Raw genomic sequence first — 17,582 nt, forward strand, 5'->3', positions numbered from 1 at the left:
CTTATCGAAAAGGATCGAGAGCATGAGACATGCGTGGCGCTGGTTCGGCCCCGTCGACAAAGTGAGCGTTCTCGACGCCGCCCAGGCCGGTGCCGAGGCGATCGTCAGCTCCCTGCATCACGTGCCGACCGGCACGGCATGGACCGCCGACGAGATCGCCAGGCGGCAGGACGAGGTGAGGGCCGGCGGGCTGGAATGGGAGCTGGTCGAGAGCATCCCGATCTCCGAGGAGATCAAGACCATGACCGGCGACTGGAAGGCCCATGTCGAGGCCTGGAAGGAAAGCCTGCGGCAGCTGGCCGGCGCCGGCATCCACACGGTCTGCTACAATTTCATGCCCGTGCTCGACTGGACGCGCACCGACCTGCGCTGGTCCACCCCGCGCAAGGCCAAGACGATGCGCTTCGACTTTCCCGATTTCGTCGCCTTCGACCTCTTCCTGCTCGAGCGGGCGAACGCGGCGGCGGACTATCCGGCAGAGCTCGTTGAGGAGGCCGAGCGCCGCTTCCGGGACATGATGGACGATAAGAAGGCCGCCCTGTCGCGCAATGTCGGCTTCGGCCTGCCCGGTTCCGCCGACGGCTACACGATCGACAGCCTGCGGGCCGCCCTGTCGCGCTACGCCGCGATCGACGCCGACCGCCTGCGCTCGCATCTCTTCGCTTTCCTCAACGAGGTTGTGCCGGTGGCCGAAAGCCTCGACATGCGGCTCTGCGCGCATGGCGACGATCCGCCATGGCCGCTGCTCGGCCTGCCGCGCATCCTGTCGACCGAGGCCGACTACACCGCGATGCTGGAGGCGGTCGACAGCCCGGCCAACGGCGTGACCTTCTGCACCGGCTCGCTCGGCGCGCGTCCCGACAACGATCTGCCGGCAATGGCGAAGCGTCTCGCCCCGCGCATCCACTTCGCCCATCTGCGCAACGTGAAGCGCGAGACCGGCAGCTATCCCTGCTCCTTCTTCGAGGACAACCATCTCGACGGCGACACGGACATGGTGGCCGTCGTGGCCGCGATCGTCGCCGAGGAGAAGCAGCGGGCGAAGGACGGCCGGGCGGACCGGCAGATCTTCATGCGGCCGGACCATGGCCAGGAGATCCTCGACGATCTCTCCCGCAACGCCCAGCCCGGCTATCCCGCCATCGGACGGCTGAAGGGCCTCGCCGAGCTGCGCGGCATCGAGCGCACGCTGACGCACGCCGTGCACGGAATGGCCTGACGGAAAGCCTTCGTCCGGGCCGCAAGGCTCGAACATCCGCGCGGGGCACCGGTCCCGCGCGGGGAGGGGCCGAGGGGGCGGCTAGCGCGCCAGCCATCTCGCGATCATCCGCGTGGCCCGGCTCCAGGGCGCTCCCAGCCGCTCGAAGACGTTGATCGCGCCGACCTTGTAGACCGCGCGGGCATGGCTGAAGCGCCGGAAGCCGTCGCGTCCGTGATAGGCGCCCATGCCGCTCGGCCCCAGGCCGCCGAAGGGCAGGCCGTCCTGCGCGATGTGGAGCAGCGTGCCGTTCAGCGTGACCCCGCCGGACGTCGCGCCGCCGAGCACGCGCGCATGCGTCGCCGCGTCGTGGCTGTAGCAGTAGAGCGCCAAGGGGCGCTCGCGCGCGGCGACGAAGGCGATGGCCTCGTCCAGCGTGCGATAGCCGACGACCGGCAGGACCGGACCGAAGATCTCCTCGCGCATCAGAAGGCTGTCGGCGCCGGGATCGAGCACGACGGTCGGCGCGATCCGCGCCGGATCCCGGGCCGCGTCGCCATGGACGACGATCTCGGCTCCGCCCGCGCGAGCCTCCTCGATGGCGGCGCACAGGCGATCGCGATGCCGCTCGGAGATGATCGCGGTGTAGTCCCCGTTGCCGGCGATGGTCCTGTATCGAAGCTGCGTCGCATCGATCACCGCTTGGGCGAAGCGCCTCGCATCCGCCTGCGGCACCAGCACGTAGTCCGGCGCGATGCAGGTCTGGCCGGCATTGACGAACTTGCCGAAGGCGATGGAGGCCGCCGCCTTGGCGAGCGGATAGTCGGGCGCGAGGATGACGGGCGACTTTCCGCCGAGTTCCAGCGTCACGGGCGTCAGGTGATCGGCAGCCGCGCGCATGACCTCGCGGCCGACCGACGTCGATCCCGTGAAGAGAAGGTGGTCGAAGGGCAGAGCCGCCACAGCGCGCGCGACGTCGACCCCGCCCGTCGCCACCGTCACCCGATCCGCCGGGAAGTGTTCGGCGATCAGCCGGGCGAGCAGATCGGAGAAGCGCGGCGTCAGCTCCGAGGGCTTCAGCATCGCGCGGTTGCCCGCGGCCAGCGCGTCGCCGAGCGGCGCGATCGACAGGAGCAGCGGGTAGTTCCAGGGCGCGATGATGCCGACCACCCCCAGGGGCTCGTAGCGCACCCAGGCGCGCGCGGGCTGGAACACGAGATCGACCGGACGGCGCTCGTCCTGCATCCAGCGCCGCAGGTTGCGCTGGGCGTGTCGGATGCCGCGCATTGCCGGCACCAGTTCGAGCAGCTGCGTCTCGTCGTGCGAGCGGCCGCCGAAGTCCTCGTCGATCGCGGCGCGGATGGCCTTCGCATGGCCGTTCACCATCCGGGCCAGCGTTTCGAGCGCCTCGACGCGGGCGGAGGCGTCGGGGGCGGGAGTGGAGCGCGATGCCGCACGCAGCCGGTCGAACGCGGCCCGAAGATCGTCGTCTCTCATAGCGCGCTCCGTCCGAGAATGAGATCGGCCGCCTTCTCGCCGATCATCGCCGAAGGCGCCTGCGTGTTTCCGCTGACCAGCGCCGGCATGATCGAGGCGTCCGCGACGCGCAGGCCCTCCACCCCGCGCACCGTGAGGTCGGGCGCGACCACCGAGCGCGTGTCGCTGCCCATCCGGCAGGTGCCGACCGGGTGATAGATCGTGTCGGAATGGTCGCGGATCAGCTCGGCCAAGGCCGCATCGCTCGGGTTCGGCCTGGCATAGAGGTAGCGGCCGCCATAGCGGGCGAGCGGTTCCGCCTCCAGGATGCGATGCACCGCCCGAGCGCCCTTCAGAAGCACGTCTCGGTCGGCCGGCGCGGAGAGGAAGCGCGGGTCGATCAGCGGCGGGGCCGCCGGATCGGGCGAGCCCAGCCGCACCTCGCCCCGGCTTTCCGGGCGCAGGACGCAGACATGCAGCGAAATGCCCCGCACCATATGCGGGCGGCGGCAGTGGTCGTCGACGAGCGCCGTGCAGAAATGGAACTGCAGGTCCGGCCGCGCCGCTTGCGGATCGCTCTTCACGAAGCCGCCGGCCTCGGCGACATTGCTGGTCAGCATGCCATGGCCCTTGCGCCACGCGGGATAGGACGCGACGCCGCGCAGCAGCGTATCCAGGCCGAGCCCGACGAGGCCGGGGCCCTTCATCCGCTGCAGCCCGGTATAGTCGAGATGGTCCTGAAGGTTGCGGCCGACGTCGGGTGCCTCGACGTGAAGCGAAATGCCGTGTTCGGCGAGGTGCCCGGCCGGTCCGATGCCGGACAGCATCAGCAAGTGCGGCGAGGCGATCGAGCCCGCCGAGAGGATCACCTCGCGCCGCGCCCGGATGTCGCGCCGTCCGTCACGGCCGACGACCACGACGCCGCTGGCCCGCCGCCCCGCGAAGGTCACCCGCTCCGTGCGCAGATGGCTCGCGATGGTCAGGTTGGGCCAGGACTGCGCCTCGCCCAGATAGGCCGAGCCTGCATCCAGGCGCGCGCCGTGCCGCTGGAACACCTGATACAGGCCGACGCCCTCCTGGGTCGCGCCGTTGAAATCCCCGTTCGGCGGATAGCCCGCCTGTCGCGCCGCCTCGACGAAGGCCCGCGAGACGGGGCTGGGGGAGGCGAGGTCCGACACCGCCATCGGTCCGCTGCCGCCGTGCCACGCGTCGGCGCCGCGCTGGTTGCTTTCCGAGCGGCGGAAGAGGGGCAGGACGTCCTCCCAGCTCCAGCCGGCGCAGCCGCCGGCCGCCCATCCGTCGTAGTCCTCGGGCTGTCCGCGAATGTAGATCATCGCATTGATGAGGCTGGAGCCGCCGACCCCGCGCCCCCGCGGCACGTAGCCCCGGCGGCCGCCGAGCTCCGGCTGCGGCACGGTGCCCAGCGCATAATTGTAGGGCGACTTCAATGCGACGAGAGCCGCGAGGCCGGCCGGGAGGATCGACAGCATGGAGGGCTTGGGACGGCCGGCCTCGATCAGGAGAACCGACGGCTTCTCCCGCGAAGCCGCCAGCCGCGCCGCCAGCGCACAGCCGGCGGGGCCGGCACCCACGATGACGTAGTCGGCTTCCTGCATGTCATCGTCCCCCCTGCGGGGACGATGAGGATAGTTGAGGATGTCGTCAAGTTTTCATCCTTGGCGAAGACCGCCGATCCCGCCGACGATCAGACGGGTCATCAGCGCGGCCAGCGCCGAGATGTCGGTGTCGCGGCGTGCATCGAGCCGAAGCAGGGTCTCGATCCCGATCGAAACGATCAGGCTGGCGACGAGCGAGATCTCGTCGTCGTCGAGCGACAGCCCCGGCATGCCGCGCGCCACGTCGTCTCGAATGTCGGCGAGAAGGTCGCTCGTGCCGTCGCCGCCGTAGAGGCTGGTGCGGATGTGATGCTGGTTCCGGGCGAGGAACGACAGGGCGTCCTCGATGCCGAGAATGTGGTCCAGAAGGTCCTCGTAGGACAGTCTCAGCATGGTTTCGAGGTCGTCGGCCCGCGCCCGCGCGGCCGACGTGACCGACCGCACCTCGGCGGTCCGGTCCGCCAGCAGCTCGTCGAAGACCGCCTGCTTCGTTCGGTAATGATTGTAGAAGCTGCCGGTGGACGATCCGCTCTCCGCGACGATGTCCGTGATCGTCGAGCCGTCCAGACCCTGTCGCGCGAAGACGGTCCAGGCGCCGTCCTTGATGCGCCGGCGCATCTGCTCCGAGGTCTCTTCGCGCTTTCTGGAGGGCTTGTACTTGCGGGATGCCACCATGCCGTCCGAACAATCCTGTGATGCGCGTCGCGCCGGGAACGGCGTGTCAGCGAGCCTCGTCCGGCTCGACGGCGAGCACCGCGGCCAGGAGACCCGGGAACTTTCCGTCGATATCCCGGCGCCGCAGCTCGTTCATATGGGCCGGGCCGTCCGTGCGCGTGCGCACCAGGCCCGCCTCGCGCAACACGCGGAAATGATGCGACATGCTCGATTTCGGCCGCCCCCCGTCGAGAGCCGAGCAGGTGGCCTCGCCCTCGGCCGCGAGCTGGCGGACGACGCAGAGGCGCACGGGGTCGCTCAGCGCGTAGAGCACCTGACTGAGAGCGACCTCTTCGATCGTCGGATGAGGAATGGAGCGCATGGGGAAGGGATAGCACAGGCTTGTGGGCGTCTCAATGTTCGACTATTACCGAACTATCGTACCATCCTCGTGGAGCCGTCGACGGCTCTTCCAAAATCCCAGTCAGGAACCGCCCATGCCCGCCTTGTTTACCCCCTACACGCTGAAGGACGTCACCTTGCGAAACCGCATCGTGGTTTCGCCGATGTGCCAGTATTCGGCCGACGACGGCGTCATCAACGAGTGGCACCTGGTCCATCTCGCGGGACTGGCGCGCGGCGGGGCGAGCCTCGTGATCGCCGAGGCGACCGCCGTCTCGCCGGAGGGCCGGATCACGCCGGGCGACGCCGGCATCTGGACCGACGAGCAGGGCCATGCCTGGAAGCCGGTCGTGGCGGCCATCAAGGCGGCGGGCGCGGTTCCCGGCATCCAGATCGGCCATGCCGGCCGCAAGGCCAGCGCCAATCGGCCATGGGAAGGCGACGACCACATCGCCGCCGATGACCCGCGTGGCTGGGAGACGATCGCGCCGTCCGCCATCGCCTTCGGCGGCGGTCTGCCCAAGGTGCCGCGCGCCATGACGCTCGCCGAGATCGAGCGGGTGAAGGCCGACTTCGTGGCCGCGGCCCGCCGCGCGCGTGCTGCCGGCTTCGAATGGCTGGAACTGCACTTCGCCCACGGCTATCTCGCCCAGTCCTTCTTCTCGACCTGGTCGAACAAGCGCGAGGACGCCTACGGTTCCGATTTCGAGGGCCGGGCCCGCTTCCTCGTGGAGACGCTGCAGGCGGTCCGGGCGGTCTGGCCGGAGAACCTGCCTCTGGCCGCGCGCTTCGGCGTCACCGAATTCGACGGCTCGAACGATCTCGAAGAGGGGATCGAGATGGTTCGCCGCTTCAAGGCGGCCGGCCTCGACTTCATCGACGTCAGCATCGGCTTCTCGACATCGACGGCAAACATCCCGTGGGGCCCGGCCTTCATGGCGCCCGTCGCCGAGCGCGTCCGCCGGGAGACAGGACTGCCCGCCACGACGAGCTGGTTCATCAGCGAGGCCGCCGAGGCCGAGGCCCTGATCGCCGACGACAAGGTCGATCTCGTCTCCCTCGGACGCCCCCTCCTGGCCGATCCGCACTGGCCCTACCGCGCGGCCAAAGAGCTCGGCGTCGACAAGGCCGCCTGGACCCTTCCCGCGCCCTACGCCCACTGGCTCGAGCGTTACCGCACGTCCTGAAGCCGCAAAGAACGGAAGGCGGCCGGACCCCGGCCGCCTTCCGCTTTCGAACGTCCGGCGCGCCCGACCGAGTCGGGCAACAAGACGATGCGGTCCGTCCGTGCGAGATCGGATGAAGCGTAGCTTCACACGCCACCGGTTCTGCTGCCCGTGTGACGGCCCATCATCGGCGACGGCACGATCCCCGAATGCTTTGGGCAGTCGCCTGTCCAACGACGATCAAGCCGCGCCACGTCGACGAGGGTCAGACGAAACGCCATGCAGTCGACGCGATCGGACGGGGACGGAGTGGTTCGGGGTCTGCGGAGAAACGTCGAACCCACGCGACGGATCGGCCGGCGGCGCCGCGAAGGAGAGATGGTGCGGCGGAGCGAAGCGACGTCGAACCCGCGCCTTGGGTTGGCGGGCGGCAAGGCGCAAATAAAAATGGTGCGGGTGGTCGGAATCGAACCGACACTCCTTGCGGAACCGGATTTTGAGTCCGGCGCGTCTACCAGTTCCACCACACCCGCATCGCCCGGACATCGCGCGAACGGCCGGGGCCGGGGCGATGGAGGCGGCCCTCTCATGCCACGGGGGAGCGCTTCGGTCCAGAGGTTTCCCGCCGCGGGAGGGTCGTCTCGGCGGTAGCCCCGGCGCCGGCAAAGGGCGAGGGCGGCCGTGTCGGCCGCGTGCCTTCCCGCTGGTCCGGGGGGATGCTAGAGGCTGGCGGAGGCTCCGGGAGACGGGGCGGCGTTGGAAGGATGGGGCGAGATGGCGGGTGAGGTCTCTGTCAGTGGGCCGGCGGGGCTGCGCCAGACGCTCGGCGCGGCGATCCTCATCGTCGGCTCGGCCGGCACGGTCGGCACCGCGCTGCTCTTCGAGCATGTCGGGGGCTATATCCCCTGCGCCCTCTGCCTTCAGGAGCGCGTTCCCTACTATGTCTCGATCGGCCTCGCCTTGGCCGCGCTCGTCTCGGCCAAGGCGCGCGCGCCGGCGATCCTGACGCGGCTGCTTCTCGTCGCCATCGGCGCCGTCATGCTCTACGGCCTCTATCTCGCGGTCTATCATGCCGGCGTCGAGTGGCATTTCTGGGCGGGTCCGACCGATTGCGCGCTGGCCGGCGGTGCCGACCTCGGCGGCGATCTGCTCGCTACGATCGACCGAGTCCAGCCGCCCGCCTGCGATCAGGCGGCCGGGCGGTTCCTCGGCCTGTCCTTCGCGGGCTGGAACGTACTGGCCTCCGCGCTCTTCGCCTTCGTTGCGCTGCGCACGGGCCTCGGTCCGGCCGACCGCTTTGCCGGCAAGGCATCGCTCCGCCGATAAGCCAAGCGAGCCGGCAGGGGCTCCGGAGGAGGCGAGGGCGCTGCCCCTCTGCCGTCCTTCGATGGCCGTTGCCGCTTCGAAGCCCGATGATCGTTTCGCAAGCCCGGACGACGGAGGCTGCAAGGTCGCAGCGTGGCTGACAGGCCTTCCGCTCCGGTAGGCTTGAAAAGCCGCAGAAAAACGCTCCCGCCTCGGCCCGAGCGGTTCGGTCTATTCCGGGTCCAGCTCGGAATCCCAGTAGAGATAGTCGAGCCAGCTTTCGTGCAGGAAGTTCGGCGGGAAGAGCCGGCCGTTGTTGTGGAGGTCGTGCACGGTCGGCTGGTAAGGCATCTGGTGCGGCAGCATGCCTGCATCCTTCGGCATCAGCCCGCCCTTCTTCAGGTTGCAGGGCGAGCAGGCCGCAACGACGTTCTCCCAGGTCGTGAGGCCGCCGCGCGAGCGCGGGATGACGTGGTCGAAGGTCAGCTCGTTCGGCGAGCCGCAATACTGGCACTGGAAGCGGTCGCGGAGGAAGACGTTGAAGCGCGTGAAGGCGGGATGGCGCGCCGGCTTCACATAGGCTTTCAGGCAGACGACCGAGGGAAGCTGCATATTGAAGGTTGGACTGCGGACGGTCTGTTCGTATTCGGCCAGGATCGTCACCCGGTCGAGGAACACGGCCTTGATTGCATCCTGCCAGCCCCAGAGCGAAAGCGGGTAATAGCTGAGAGGACGGAAATCCGCGTTGAGGACCAGCGCCGGCGGCAAATGCTGGGCGACCGCGATCGTCAAAGTACCCGACTCCTTTACGAACCGTGACTGCACTCTCTACGCAGAGACTATCGTGTCCTATCGTGTCGCCTTTGTGAAGCCTGCCTTTTCCGCGACGGCATGCCGCTGCGGCGCCTTGCCCGTGGCCGTCTCGGCGGGGCCGTCCGCAGGCGCCGCGTCGCGTCTCGTAAGGGTGGCATAGAAGGCCCAGAAGAGCCTCGCGGCGATCGAGCGATGGGGCGCCCAGGCGCCGGCAAGGCGCATCGTCTCCCGCGCGCTCGGCCTGTCCGCGCGCCCGAGCACATGGCCGACCGCGACCTGCAGGGCGAGATCTCCCGCGGGGAAGATGTCGGGATGGCCGAGCGAGAAGAGAAGGAAGCATTCGGCCGTCCAGGGGCCGATGCCCGGCAGTTGCACGAGCGCCGCGATCGCCTCGTCCGGCGGCGCCCGCGAGAGCGCGTCCATATCGAGCGCGCCGGAGGCCGCCGCCGCGCCGATCGCCAGGAGCGTGCGCTCCTTGGCGCGGGAAAGGCCGGCCGCGCGCATCTCGGCATCGCCGAGCGACAGGATCGCGGCGGGATCGTCGAGGTCGGCCAGCGCCGAGAGCCGGCCGAGAATCGCCGTCGCGCTGGCGCGCGACACCTGCTGCCCGATCATCGTGCCGATCAGCCCGCGAAGACCCGGCGGCGAGACGCGAAGGGGGAGGGCGCCCGCCCGTTCCGCGACGGGGTGGAGGCTTGGATCGATCGCGAGGAGCGCGGCAAGTTCGCGGGCGATGTCCGCCTCGGTCCTGATCATCGGCGGGCATGCTCCCTGCGGCCCTTTGCGCCGGGCCCCGGCTCGGGCAAGCATGGCGCGATGACATCGCGCGATCCACCCGTTTTCCGCTTCGCCCCCAGCCCGAACGGCGAGCTGCATCTCGGCCATGCCCTCTCCGCCCTCACCAACCATGCGATGGCGCGCGCGAGCGGCGGCCGATTCCTGCTGCGGCTGGAGGATATCGATCCCGAGCGCTGCCGGCCCGAGCTCGAGCGCGGCATTCTCGCCGATCTCGCCTTTCTCGGTATCGAATGGGACGGCGAGCCGCGCCGGCAGTCGGAGCATTTCGACCGGTATCGCGAAGCGCTCGACCGTCTTGAGCAGGAGGGGCTGGTCTATCCGGCCTTTCTGTCGCGCGGCGAGATCCGAGCCCGGGCGGAGCGCGCGGAAGCCGAGACCGGCCGGCGCTGGCCCCGCGATCCCGACGGCGCGCCGCTCTATCCCGGAGACGACCGCGCGCTTTCCACGAGCGAGCGTGCCGCCCGCATCGCGGCGGGCGACGCCCATGTCGTTCGCCTCGACATGGCGGCGGCCCTGTCCCGCGCGGGTCCGCTGGGCTTCACCGAGACCGGGGCCGGGCCGGCCGGCGAGACGGGGCGCCTTGCCGCCGATCCCGGCGCCTGGGGCGACGTGGTCCTGGCGCGCAAGGGCTTGCCGACGAGCTACCACCTCGCCGTCACCGTGGACGATGCGCTGCAGGGCGTGACCCATGTCGTTCGCGGGCAGGACCTCTTCGCGGCGACCTCGGTGCACCGCCTGCTCCAGGCGCTGCTCGGCCTGCCCGAGCCGGTCTACCACCACCATCGGCTCGTGCTGGGCGATGACGGGCGCAAGCTCTCCAAGAGCCGAGGCGACGTCTCGCTCCGCGCACTTCGGGAGGCCGGCGAGACCGCCGAAAGCATCCGCGCGCGCCTCGGCTTTTCGCCCGGCCCGCATGAGACTAGCCGAGGAAGGCCAGCCAGAAGCTGAGCGATGCGATGGCGAGGAGCGTCGAGACGAGGATGACGGTGGCGGCCAGCCGCTCGCCCGACTGGAAATGCGTGGCGAGCAGGAAGGCGTTGATGCCGGCGGGGCAGGCCGCGGTGATCACCGCCGCCTTCAGCCAGACCGGCGGCAGGATCGCGACGCCGAGCCCGTAGACGATCGCCGGCATCAGGAGAAGCGAGAGGAGCGAGACGAGCGTCGAGCTCGAAAGATCGCCCCGGATGCCGTAGCGCGTCAGCGACATGCCCATGGCGAAGAGCGAGACCGGCCCGGCCGTCCCGCCGAGAAGGTGCACGGCCTCGTCGAGATCGGTCGGCAGGGAGAGGCCGGACAGGCGGAGCGCGAGGCCGGCGAGAATGCCGACGACGATCGCGTTGCGCGACAGGTTCCGCCCGACCGCGCGGAGCGTCCGCGCGAGGCTGGCCGGCTCGGGAGCGGTGTCGGCGGCGACAAGGTCCTTGGCGGCGGCGCGCTCCATCATCAGCGTCGCCGCCACCATCATCGAAGGCAGGTGGACGGAAATGATGAGGAACAGCGCCTCCAGCCCCTCCGGCCCGTAGGCGCGGTCGACGGCCGGGATGGCGACGAAGACCGTGTTGGAGAAGCTCGCGGAAATGCCGGCGATGACGGCGGTGCGCCGATCGGTGGAAAAGAGGCGCCGGACGAGAAGGGAGGAGACCGCCCAGGTGGCCGCGACCGCGACGAAATAGGCGAACCAGAGAAAAAGCGGGTTCGCCCCGGCGAAGGCGGCCGTCGCCATGGTGCGAAAGAGGAGGGCGGGCACCGCGATGACGAAGACGAACTTGGCGAGCGCGTCGCCGACGGACACCGCGAGCAACCCCGTGCGGGCGGCGAGGAAGCCGGCGCCGATCAGCGCGAAGATGGGAACGACGACGTTGAGAATGGTCTGCATGATGCGTCCGCGCCGCCGGTCTCGTCGCGGCGGATCGGCTGCGCATCGCTTCGGGCCCCGCCACTGTCCTGCCTCGGCCGGCGCTTGGCAAGGCCGTTTCCTTTGCCCCTGCCCGGCTGCTATGGCCGGGCGGGAGGGCCGACGCGGCCGCTCCGAGAAAGTCCCGAGCCGATGCAGCGCCTTCTCCCCGCCTTTCCCGCCCTCTTCGTTCTTCTCTGGTCCACCGGCTTCATCGGGGCGCGCTACGCCATGCCCCATGCCGAGCCCTTCACCTTTCTCGTGCTCCGCTTCGCCGCGGCGCTGGTCCTGCTGGCGCCCGTCGCGCTTCTCGCCGGCCTGCCGCGCCCCGGCCTGAAGCCGGCTCTGCACGCGATGATCGCGGGCGGGCTGATCCACGGCCTCTATCTCGGCGGCGTCTTCTTCGCGGTGCGCCACGGATTGTCCGCCGGCCTTGCCGCGTTGATCGCCGGCCTTCAGCCGCTGGTGACGACGCTGCTCGCCGCGCGCATCCTTCACGAGACGATCCGCCCGCGCCACTGGCTGGGCCTTGCGCTCGGGCTCGCCGGCGTCGGGCTGGTGATCCTGCCCAAGCTCGATCTCGATCCCTCGCTCGGCTGGATCACGCTTGGTCCCGCCGTCCTCGCGATGATCTCCATCTCCGTCGGCACGGTCTGGCAGAAGCGCTTCGTCGGCGGGCTGGATCTGCGCACGGGCACGGCGCTTCAATATGTCGGCGCGCTCGTTCCCGTGACGATCGGCTCTTTCCTTTTCGAAACGCAGGCGATCGACTGGACGGCCGAGTTCGTCTTCGCGCTGCTCTGGCTGACCCTGGTCCTGTCGATCGGCGCGATCTTTCTCCTGCTTTTCCTCATCCGGGAGGGCGCGGTCTCGAAAGTGTCCTCGTTGATGTATCTCGTGCCGGGCGTCACCGCCGTCATGGCCTTCCTGCTCTTCGGCGAGCGGCTCGCGCCGGTGCAACTCTGCGGCCTCGCGCTCGCCGGCATCGGGGTCGCGGCGGCAACCCACGCCCGCGCGCCGAAGGAGGCCCCGCCGCTCGGCTGAGGCTGAACCGCGCGGCCGCCTCGCTCACCCCGGCCCCCGCGTCGCGGGGCTACTTGGCTGGAGACCCCCGCGTCGCGGGGCCGCCTCGCTCGCCCGGCCCCCGCGTCGCGGGGCCGCCTCGCTCAATGCCGCCGCGCGGTCTATATGAGGTCCAACCAGCGCCCACCGGAAAGCCGCGTCATGTCCAGCGTCCTCAGCATCCTCGCCTTCGGCGTGATGATCGCCGTCGCCATCGTGCTCCTGATGGGACTGTTCAACATGCTGCGGGGCGGGCCCGGCAACACCTCGCAGAAGCTGATGCGCGCCCGCGTCATGCTCCAGGCGATCGCCGTCCTCGTCATGGTCGGCGCTCTCTGGTTCGCCCGATAGCTCCTGGAAGGCCTGATAGCTCGCGGAAGGCCCCGTAGTTCCTGGAAGGATGTCCCGACATGGTCAAGCTGAACCGCATCTACACCCGCACCGGCGACGACGGCACGACCGGTCTCGGCAGCGGACCGCGCCGGCTGAAGTCCGATCTCAGGCTCGAGGCGATCGGCACGGTGGACGAGCTGAACGCCTCGATCGGACTGGCTCGGCTCCACGCCAATGCCGCGCTCGACGGGATGCTCTCCACCATCCAGAACGATCTCTTCGACCTCGGCGCCGATCTCGCGACGCCCGAGACCGGCGAGCCCTTGCCCTATGAGCGCCTCGCCATCGTGGGCTCGCAGGTCGAGCGCCTGGAGCGCGAGATCGACGCGATGAACGCCGAGCTGGAGCCCTTGAAGAGCTTCATCCTGCCGGCGGGCTCGGCGGCATCGGCCCATCTCCATCTCGCCCGCACGATCTGCCGGCGCGCCGAGCGCTGCATGGTGGCGCTCGCCCGGATCGAGGGCGAGGTCGTCGGCGGACCCGCGCTTCTCTACGCGAATCGTTTGTCCGACCATCTATTCGTCGCGGCCCGCGTCGCCAACGAAATGGGCCGGTCCGACGTGCTTTGGGTTCCGGGCGCCAGCCGCTGACGCAACGTCAGTGCGCCGGGAGCGGGAAGAGCCCGGTCTTGTGGCAAATGCGGCTTCCCTTCGTCGTCTCTAGACTTGAAAGATGCGGGGCGACCCGTCAGAACCCTTCGTCGAAGCGTCCGCCGATATGGGGGCGGCCCGATCCTGCCGGGCCACGTTGACGGCGGTCGGGTGCAAAGGGGAGATGCTGCCATGAAGGTTCTCGTCTGCGTGAAGCGCGTCGTGGACTACAACGTCAAGATCCGCGTCAAGCCGGACGGTTCGGGCGTCGATCTTGCCAATGTGAAGATGTCGATGAACCCCTTCGACGAGATCGCCGTCGAAGAGGCGATCCGGCTGAAGGAAAAGGGCATCGCGACCGAGATCGTTGCCGTCTCCATCGGCCCGCAGCAGGCCCAGGAAACGCTTCGCACCGCGCTCGCCATGGGCGCCGACCGCGCGATCCTGGTGAAGGCCGAGGGCGTGGTCGAGCCGCTCGCCGTCGCCAAGATCCTGAAGGGCATCGCCGAAGCCGAGGCGCCCGGCCTCGTGATCCTCGGCAAGCAGGCCATCGACGACGACTGCAACCAGACCGGCCAGATGCTGGCGGCGTTGCTCGGCTGGGCGCAGGGCACCTTCGCCAACAAGGTCGAGCTCTCCGCCGACAAGGTCGTGGTGACGCGCGAGGTCGATGGCGGCCTGCAGACGGTGGAGCTGAAGCTTCCGGCGGTCGTGACGACCGACCTTCGCCTCAACGAGCCGCGCTATGCCTCCCTGCCCAACATCATGAAGGCCAAGAAGAAGCCGCTCGAGGAGAAGTCGCCCGCCGATTACGGCGTCGACGTCGCCCCGCGTCTCACCGTCCTGAAGACCGTCGAGCCCGCCAAGCGCGGCGCCGGCGTCAAGGTCGCCTCGGTGGACGAGCTGATCGGCAAGCTGAAGAGCGAGGCGGGCGTCCTCTGATCCCTGCCGATCCTCCGGAGATGTCCGGCGGCCGCCTCGCGCGAGCGACATGCGGCGGCCGGGCTCTCTTGCGGGGATCGATCCGGATCGGACGAGGCAGGACCCATTTCGAGACGAGAGGACCATTTCGATGACGACGCTTCTGATCGCCGAACATGACAAGGGCGCGCTCTCCGAGCAGACCGCCAAGGCGCTGACCGCCGCCGCCGCTCTCGGCGGCGCGGTGCATGTGCTGGTCGCCGGCACCAACGCATCCGCCGCAGCGGCCGAGGCCGCCAAGCTTTCCGGCGTCGAGAAGGTTCTCGTCGCGGATGGCGGACCCACCGCCAACGGCCTCGCCGAACCGCTGGCCGATCTCATCGTCAAGCTTTCGGGCAGCTACGATGCGATCGTCGGCCCGTCCACGACGACGGTGAAGAACGTGCTGCCGCGCGTCGCCGCGCTCCTCGACGTGATGCAGATCTCCGACGTCACCGGCGTCGAGGGCGCCGATACGTTCGAGCGGCCGATCTATGCCGGCAACGCGATCCAGACGGTGAAGTCCGCCGACAAGGTCAAGGTCGTGACCGTTCGCACCGCCTCCTTCAAGGCGACCGGGGCCGGTGCCGCTGCAGCGCCCGTCGAGACGGTCGAGGCGGCCGGCGATCCCGGCGTCTCCACCTTCGTCGAGGACAAGCTCGCCGTCTCCGAGCGCCCGGATCTCACCAGCGCCAAGATCGTTCTCTCCGGCGGCCGCGCGCTCGGCTCCAAGGAGAAGTTCGAGGAGGTCATCCTGCCGCTTGCCGACAAGCTCGGCGCCGCCGTCGGCGCCTCCCGCGCGGCGGTGGATGCGGGCTATGCCCCCAACGACTGGCAGGTCGGCCAGACCGGCAAGGTCGTGGCGCCCGACCTCTACATCGCGGCCGGCATTTCCGGCGCGATCCAGCATCTGGCCGGCATGAAGGATTCGAGGGTCATCGTCGCGATCAACAAGGACGAGGAAGCCCCGATCTTCCAGGTCGCCGACTACGGCCTCGTCGGCGACATCTTCCAGATCCTGCCGGAAATGGCGTCCAAGCTCTGACATCGACCGCCCCGGCCTTCGGCATGCCCAAGGCCGGGGCGGTCGTGAGATAAGACAGGGCGGATCGAAGCGCTTCGGCCGCCTCGCCGGGCGGGCAACCGCACATCCGGGCACACCGCGCCACGAACTTCGAACGTCTCTCAGAATTGAGTCCATTCCTTCCGTGGAAACGGTCTATGCTGCACCTGCAAACGGTGCGGCGCGGTGGCGGGACGAATGGCAGACGAGATGCGCAAGATTGGAATCGTGGGCGCCGGGCAGATGGGCCCGGGCATCGCGCATGTCGTCGCCCTGTCGGGCTACGACGTGACGCTTTACGACCTCACCCCGGATCGCGCCGTTCGCGGCGTCGAGAAGGCGGTTCTGACCCTCGACCGGCAGGCCGCGTCCGGCAAGATCACCGAGACGGAGAAGACCGACGCGATCGGGCGCATCCGCGCCGCGCAGACGGTTTCCGATCTGTCGGACATGGATCTCGTCGTCGAGGCCGCGACGGAGGACGAGACGGTCAAGCGCAAGATCTACGCGACCGTCTGCCCGGTCCTGAAGCCCTCCGCGATCCTCTCCACCAACACGTCCTCGATCTCGATCACGCGGCTCGCCTCCGCCACCGACCGGCCCGACCGCTTCATCGGCATCCACTTCATGAACCCCGTCCCGGTCATGAAGCTCGTCGAGCTGGTGCGCGGCATCGCCACGGGCGATCCGACCTTCGAGACCTCCAAGGCCTTCGTCGCGTCCCTCGACAAGACCGTCACCGTCTCCGAGGACTTCCCGGCCTTCATCGTCAATCGCATTCTCCTGCCGATGATCAACGAGGCGATCTATACGCTCTACGAGGGCGTCGGATCGGTGGAGTCGATCGACATGGCCATGCGGCTCGGCGCGAACCATCCGATGGGGCCGCTCCAGCTGGCCGATTTCATCGGCCTCGACACCTGCCTCTCCATCATGCAGGTGCTGCATGACGGGCTCGCCGATTCCAAGTATCGGCCCTGTCCGCTCCTGGTGAAATATGTCGAGGCCGGCTGGCTCGGCCGCAAGACGCAGCGCGGCTTCTACGACTATCGTGGCGAGACGCCCGTCCCGACGCGCTGATCGCAGGCGCAGAGCCGATGCGCCGATGGGCCGCCGGAGATCGGGAGGTCGGATCGGGCCGCCTTAACGCGGGTTCAAGACTGTCGAGTTAGGTTCGGCGCGTCCGCTCGATCCCTGCCGACGGTGCCCTGTTTCATGATCGCTCGCATCAGATCGCTCCGATCCGCCATGGCCGCGATGTCGCGGACGGAGCGGTATGCCCTCGCGCTGGCTCTCGGCCTTTTCTGTTTCTGGGCAGGGTCCATCGGCCCGATCGAGGCGGCCGGGCGGCTCGACGATCTCCGTCCCTCGCTGATGCTCGATCACGGCGCCTTCGCCGCCGCCGCCGCGCCCGTCTCCTCTACCCTCGCGCCAGGAGGGGGCGCCGCGGACCTTCCCTGGTTCCTGGCGCCGCTCAATCCCCGCAACGCCCTCCTCGCGGTCCACCTCGTCGGCCTCTCCATCGGCTTCGGCGGCGCCTTGATTCTCGACGCCTGGCTTTTGTCCTGGATGGTGCGCGGGCGGCAGTCGCAGTCGGTCGGAACGGCCTTCGAGCTGATCGGTGCGGTCGTCTCGATCGGCCTTCTGCTGCTTTGGATTTCGGGCCTCGGCTTCCTGATCCTCTATTCTTTGACCGACCCCGCCAAGCTCGCCAACCCCAAGCTCTGGGGCAAGATCGGCATCGTCTCGATCCTGACCTTAAACGGCTTCGCCCTGCATCGCTGGGTCATGCCGATGACGCTGAAGGATGTGCACCAGCCGCTCTTCAGCGGGGCGACGCTTCAGGCGCGCCTGATCGGCCTGGCCTCCGGTTCGGTCTCGGCGGCGTCCTGGGTCTCGGCCTTTCTCCTCGGCCTGCTGAAGGAGCTGAACGGGCGGATCGGCGTGCTCGACATCGTCCACTGCTGGACGGCGCTTCTGCTCCTCGCCTTTCTCGGCGCCAATCTCCTGCTTCTCGCCAGGGCCGGCTTCCGAACGGTCGTCCCGGCGCACCATCCGTCCGGCCTTCAGCCAAGCTGAGCGGCGCCGGGCGCTTTTCGGCCGAGTGGTGCTGCCGGGCCGCCACGGTCGCGAAGAACCGCCGCCGCTGTCAGCCGCGCGCGGCGTTCTCTTGAGAGACACCAGAGGCCCCT

18 protein-coding genes and 1 tRNA gene are annotated in these 17,582 nt (G+C 69.2%); 11 read left to right on the forward strand and 8 right to left on the reverse strand.

The features are described from left to right. The first annotated feature begins 22 nt into the window (after positions 1 to 22). Positions 23 to 1,219 (forward strand): mannonate dehydratase, encoded by a 1,197-nt coding sequence (gene uxuA / locus ASG62_RS20280; RefSeq protein ID WP_056696495.1) that lies wholly within the window; start codon positions 23 to 25, stop codon positions 1,217 to 1,219. A gap of 81 nt (positions 1,220 to 1,300) precedes the next feature. Here the strand turns inward: uxuA and ASG62_RS20285 are convergent, their stop codons facing one another. From ASG62_RS20285 to ASG62_RS20300, 4 genes are read right to left on the reverse strand one after another with little or no spacing between them, the layout of a single operon-like run. Beyond that, entirely contained in the window at positions 1,301 to 2,695 is a 1,395-nt protein-coding gene (locus ASG62_RS20285) for a coniferyl aldehyde dehydrogenase (RefSeq protein WP_056696493.1), read from the reverse strand. Beyond that, complete coding sequence (locus ASG62_RS20290) at positions 2,692 to 4,290, reverse strand: GMC family oxidoreductase (protein ID WP_056696491.1); 1,599 nt, start codon at positions 4,288 to 4,290, stop codon at positions 2,692 to 2,694. The genes ASG62_RS20285 and ASG62_RS20290 overlap by 4 nt, the downstream gene beginning before the upstream one ends. A gap of 54 nt (positions 4,291 to 4,344) precedes the next feature. After that, entirely contained in the window at positions 4,345 to 4,965 is a 621-nt protein-coding gene (locus ASG62_RS20295) for a TetR/AcrR family transcriptional regulator (RefSeq protein WP_056696489.1), read from the reverse strand. 46 nt (positions 4,966 to 5,011) lie between these two features. Next, positions 5,012 to 5,326 (reverse strand): ArsR/SmtB family transcription factor, encoded by a 315-nt coding sequence (locus ASG62_RS20300; protein WP_056696486.1) that lies wholly within the window; start codon positions 5,324 to 5,326, stop codon positions 5,012 to 5,014. 115 nt (positions 5,327 to 5,441) lie between these two features. On the opposite strand from ASG62_RS20300, the gene ASG62_RS20305 reads away from it, so the two are divergent. Next, a complete protein-coding gene (locus ASG62_RS20305; protein WP_056696484.1) occupies positions 5,442 to 6,533 on the forward strand; it encodes an NADH:flavin oxidoreductase/NADH oxidase in 1,092 nt (363 codons plus the stop codon). A gap of 427 nt (positions 6,534 to 6,960) precedes the next feature. Here the strand turns inward: ASG62_RS20305 and ASG62_RS20310 are convergent. Next, a tRNA-Leu gene (locus tag ASG62_RS20310) sits at positions 6,961 to 7,045 on the reverse strand. A 241-nt stretch (positions 7,046 to 7,286) separates the two neighbouring features. On the opposite strand from ASG62_RS20310, the gene ASG62_RS20315 reads away from it, so the two are divergent. Beyond that, positions 7,287 to 7,838, forward strand: a complete 552-nt coding sequence (locus tag ASG62_RS20315) for a disulfide bond formation protein B (protein WP_056696482.1) — start codon at positions 7,287 to 7,289, stop codon at positions 7,836 to 7,838. A 210-nt stretch (positions 7,839 to 8,048) separates the two neighbouring features. Here the strand turns inward: ASG62_RS20315 and ASG62_RS20320 are convergent, their stop codons facing one another. Both ASG62_RS20320 and ASG62_RS20325 read right to left on the reverse strand, forming a co-directional pair. Further along, positions 8,049 to 8,609 (reverse strand): HNH endonuclease, encoded by a 561-nt coding sequence (locus tag ASG62_RS20320; protein WP_056696481.1) that lies wholly within the window; start codon positions 8,607 to 8,609, stop codon positions 8,049 to 8,051. A gap of 57 nt (positions 8,610 to 8,666) precedes the next feature. Next, positions 8,667 to 9,386 carry a DNA-3-methyladenine glycosylase family protein gene (locus ASG62_RS20325; RefSeq protein ID WP_082537337.1) on the reverse strand — a complete coding sequence of 240 codons (720 nt, stop codon included), beginning with the start codon at positions 9,384 to 9,386 and terminating at the stop codon, positions 8,667 to 8,669. A 60-nt stretch (positions 9,387 to 9,446) separates the two neighbouring features. On the opposite strand from ASG62_RS20325, the gene gluQRS reads away from it, so the two are divergent. Continuing rightward, entirely contained in the window at positions 9,447 to 10,376 is a 930-nt protein-coding gene (gene gluQRS / locus ASG62_RS20330) for a tRNA glutamyl-Q(34) synthetase GluQRS (RefSeq protein ID WP_056696479.1), read from the forward strand. Here gluQRS and ASG62_RS20335 read toward each other — a convergent pair. Then, complete coding sequence (locus tag ASG62_RS20335; protein WP_056696477.1) at positions 10,348 to 11,304, reverse strand: AEC family transporter; 957 nt, start codon at positions 11,302 to 11,304, stop codon at positions 10,348 to 10,350. The two genes, gluQRS and ASG62_RS20335, sit on opposite strands and share 29 nt — an antisense overlap. A 171-nt stretch (positions 11,305 to 11,475) precedes the next feature. On the opposite strand from ASG62_RS20335, the gene ASG62_RS20340 reads away from it, so the two are divergent. The 7 genes from ASG62_RS20340 (at position 11,476) to ASG62_RS20370 (ending at position 17,469) form a co-directional block, all read left to right on the forward strand. Then, on the forward strand, positions 11,476 to 12,366 hold the full coding sequence (locus tag ASG62_RS20340) for a DMT family transporter (protein ID WP_056696475.1): 891 nt from the start codon (positions 11,476 to 11,478) through the stop codon (positions 12,364 to 12,366). Positions 12,367 to 12,546: 180 nt separating this feature from the next. Then, positions 12,547 to 12,735: a twin transmembrane helix small protein gene (locus tag ASG62_RS20345; protein ID WP_056696473.1), complete on the forward strand. Its 189-nt coding sequence runs from the start codon at positions 12,547 to 12,549 to the stop codon at positions 12,733 to 12,735. Between the two features lie 59 nt (positions 12,736 to 12,794). After that, a complete protein-coding gene (locus tag ASG62_RS20350; RefSeq protein ID WP_056696472.1) occupies positions 12,795 to 13,367 on the forward strand; it encodes a cob(I)yrinic acid a,c-diamide adenosyltransferase in 573 nt (190 codons plus the stop codon). A 192-nt stretch (positions 13,368 to 13,559) separates the two neighbouring features. After that, positions 13,560 to 14,309, forward strand: coding sequence for an electron transfer flavoprotein subunit beta/FixA family protein (locus tag ASG62_RS20355; protein ID WP_056696470.1), 750 nt, complete (start codon positions 13,560 to 13,562; stop codon positions 14,307 to 14,309). Between the two features lie 130 nt (positions 14,310 to 14,439). Further along, positions 14,440 to 15,372 carry an electron transfer flavoprotein subunit alpha/FixB family protein gene (locus ASG62_RS20360; protein ID WP_056696468.1) on the forward strand — a complete coding sequence of 311 codons (933 nt, stop codon included), beginning with the start codon at positions 14,440 to 14,442 and terminating at the stop codon, positions 15,370 to 15,372. A 216-nt stretch (positions 15,373 to 15,588) separates the two neighbouring features. Beyond that, positions 15,589 to 16,470 carry a 3-hydroxybutyryl-CoA dehydrogenase gene (locus ASG62_RS20365; protein ID WP_056696465.1) on the forward strand — a complete coding sequence of 294 codons (882 nt, stop codon included), beginning with the start codon at positions 15,589 to 15,591 and terminating at the stop codon, positions 16,468 to 16,470. 135 nt (positions 16,471 to 16,605) lie between these two features. Further along, on the forward strand, positions 16,606 to 17,469 hold the full coding sequence (locus ASG62_RS20370; RefSeq protein ID WP_056696463.1) for a hypothetical protein: 864 nt from the start codon (positions 16,606 to 16,608) through the stop codon (positions 17,467 to 17,469). Positions 17,470 to 17,582: the final 113 nt, after the last annotated feature.

The sequence above is a fragment of the Aureimonas sp. Leaf427 genome (genome assembly GCF_001425485.1).
GTDB lineage: Bacteria > Pseudomonadota > Alphaproteobacteria > Rhizobiales > Rhizobiaceae > Plantimonas.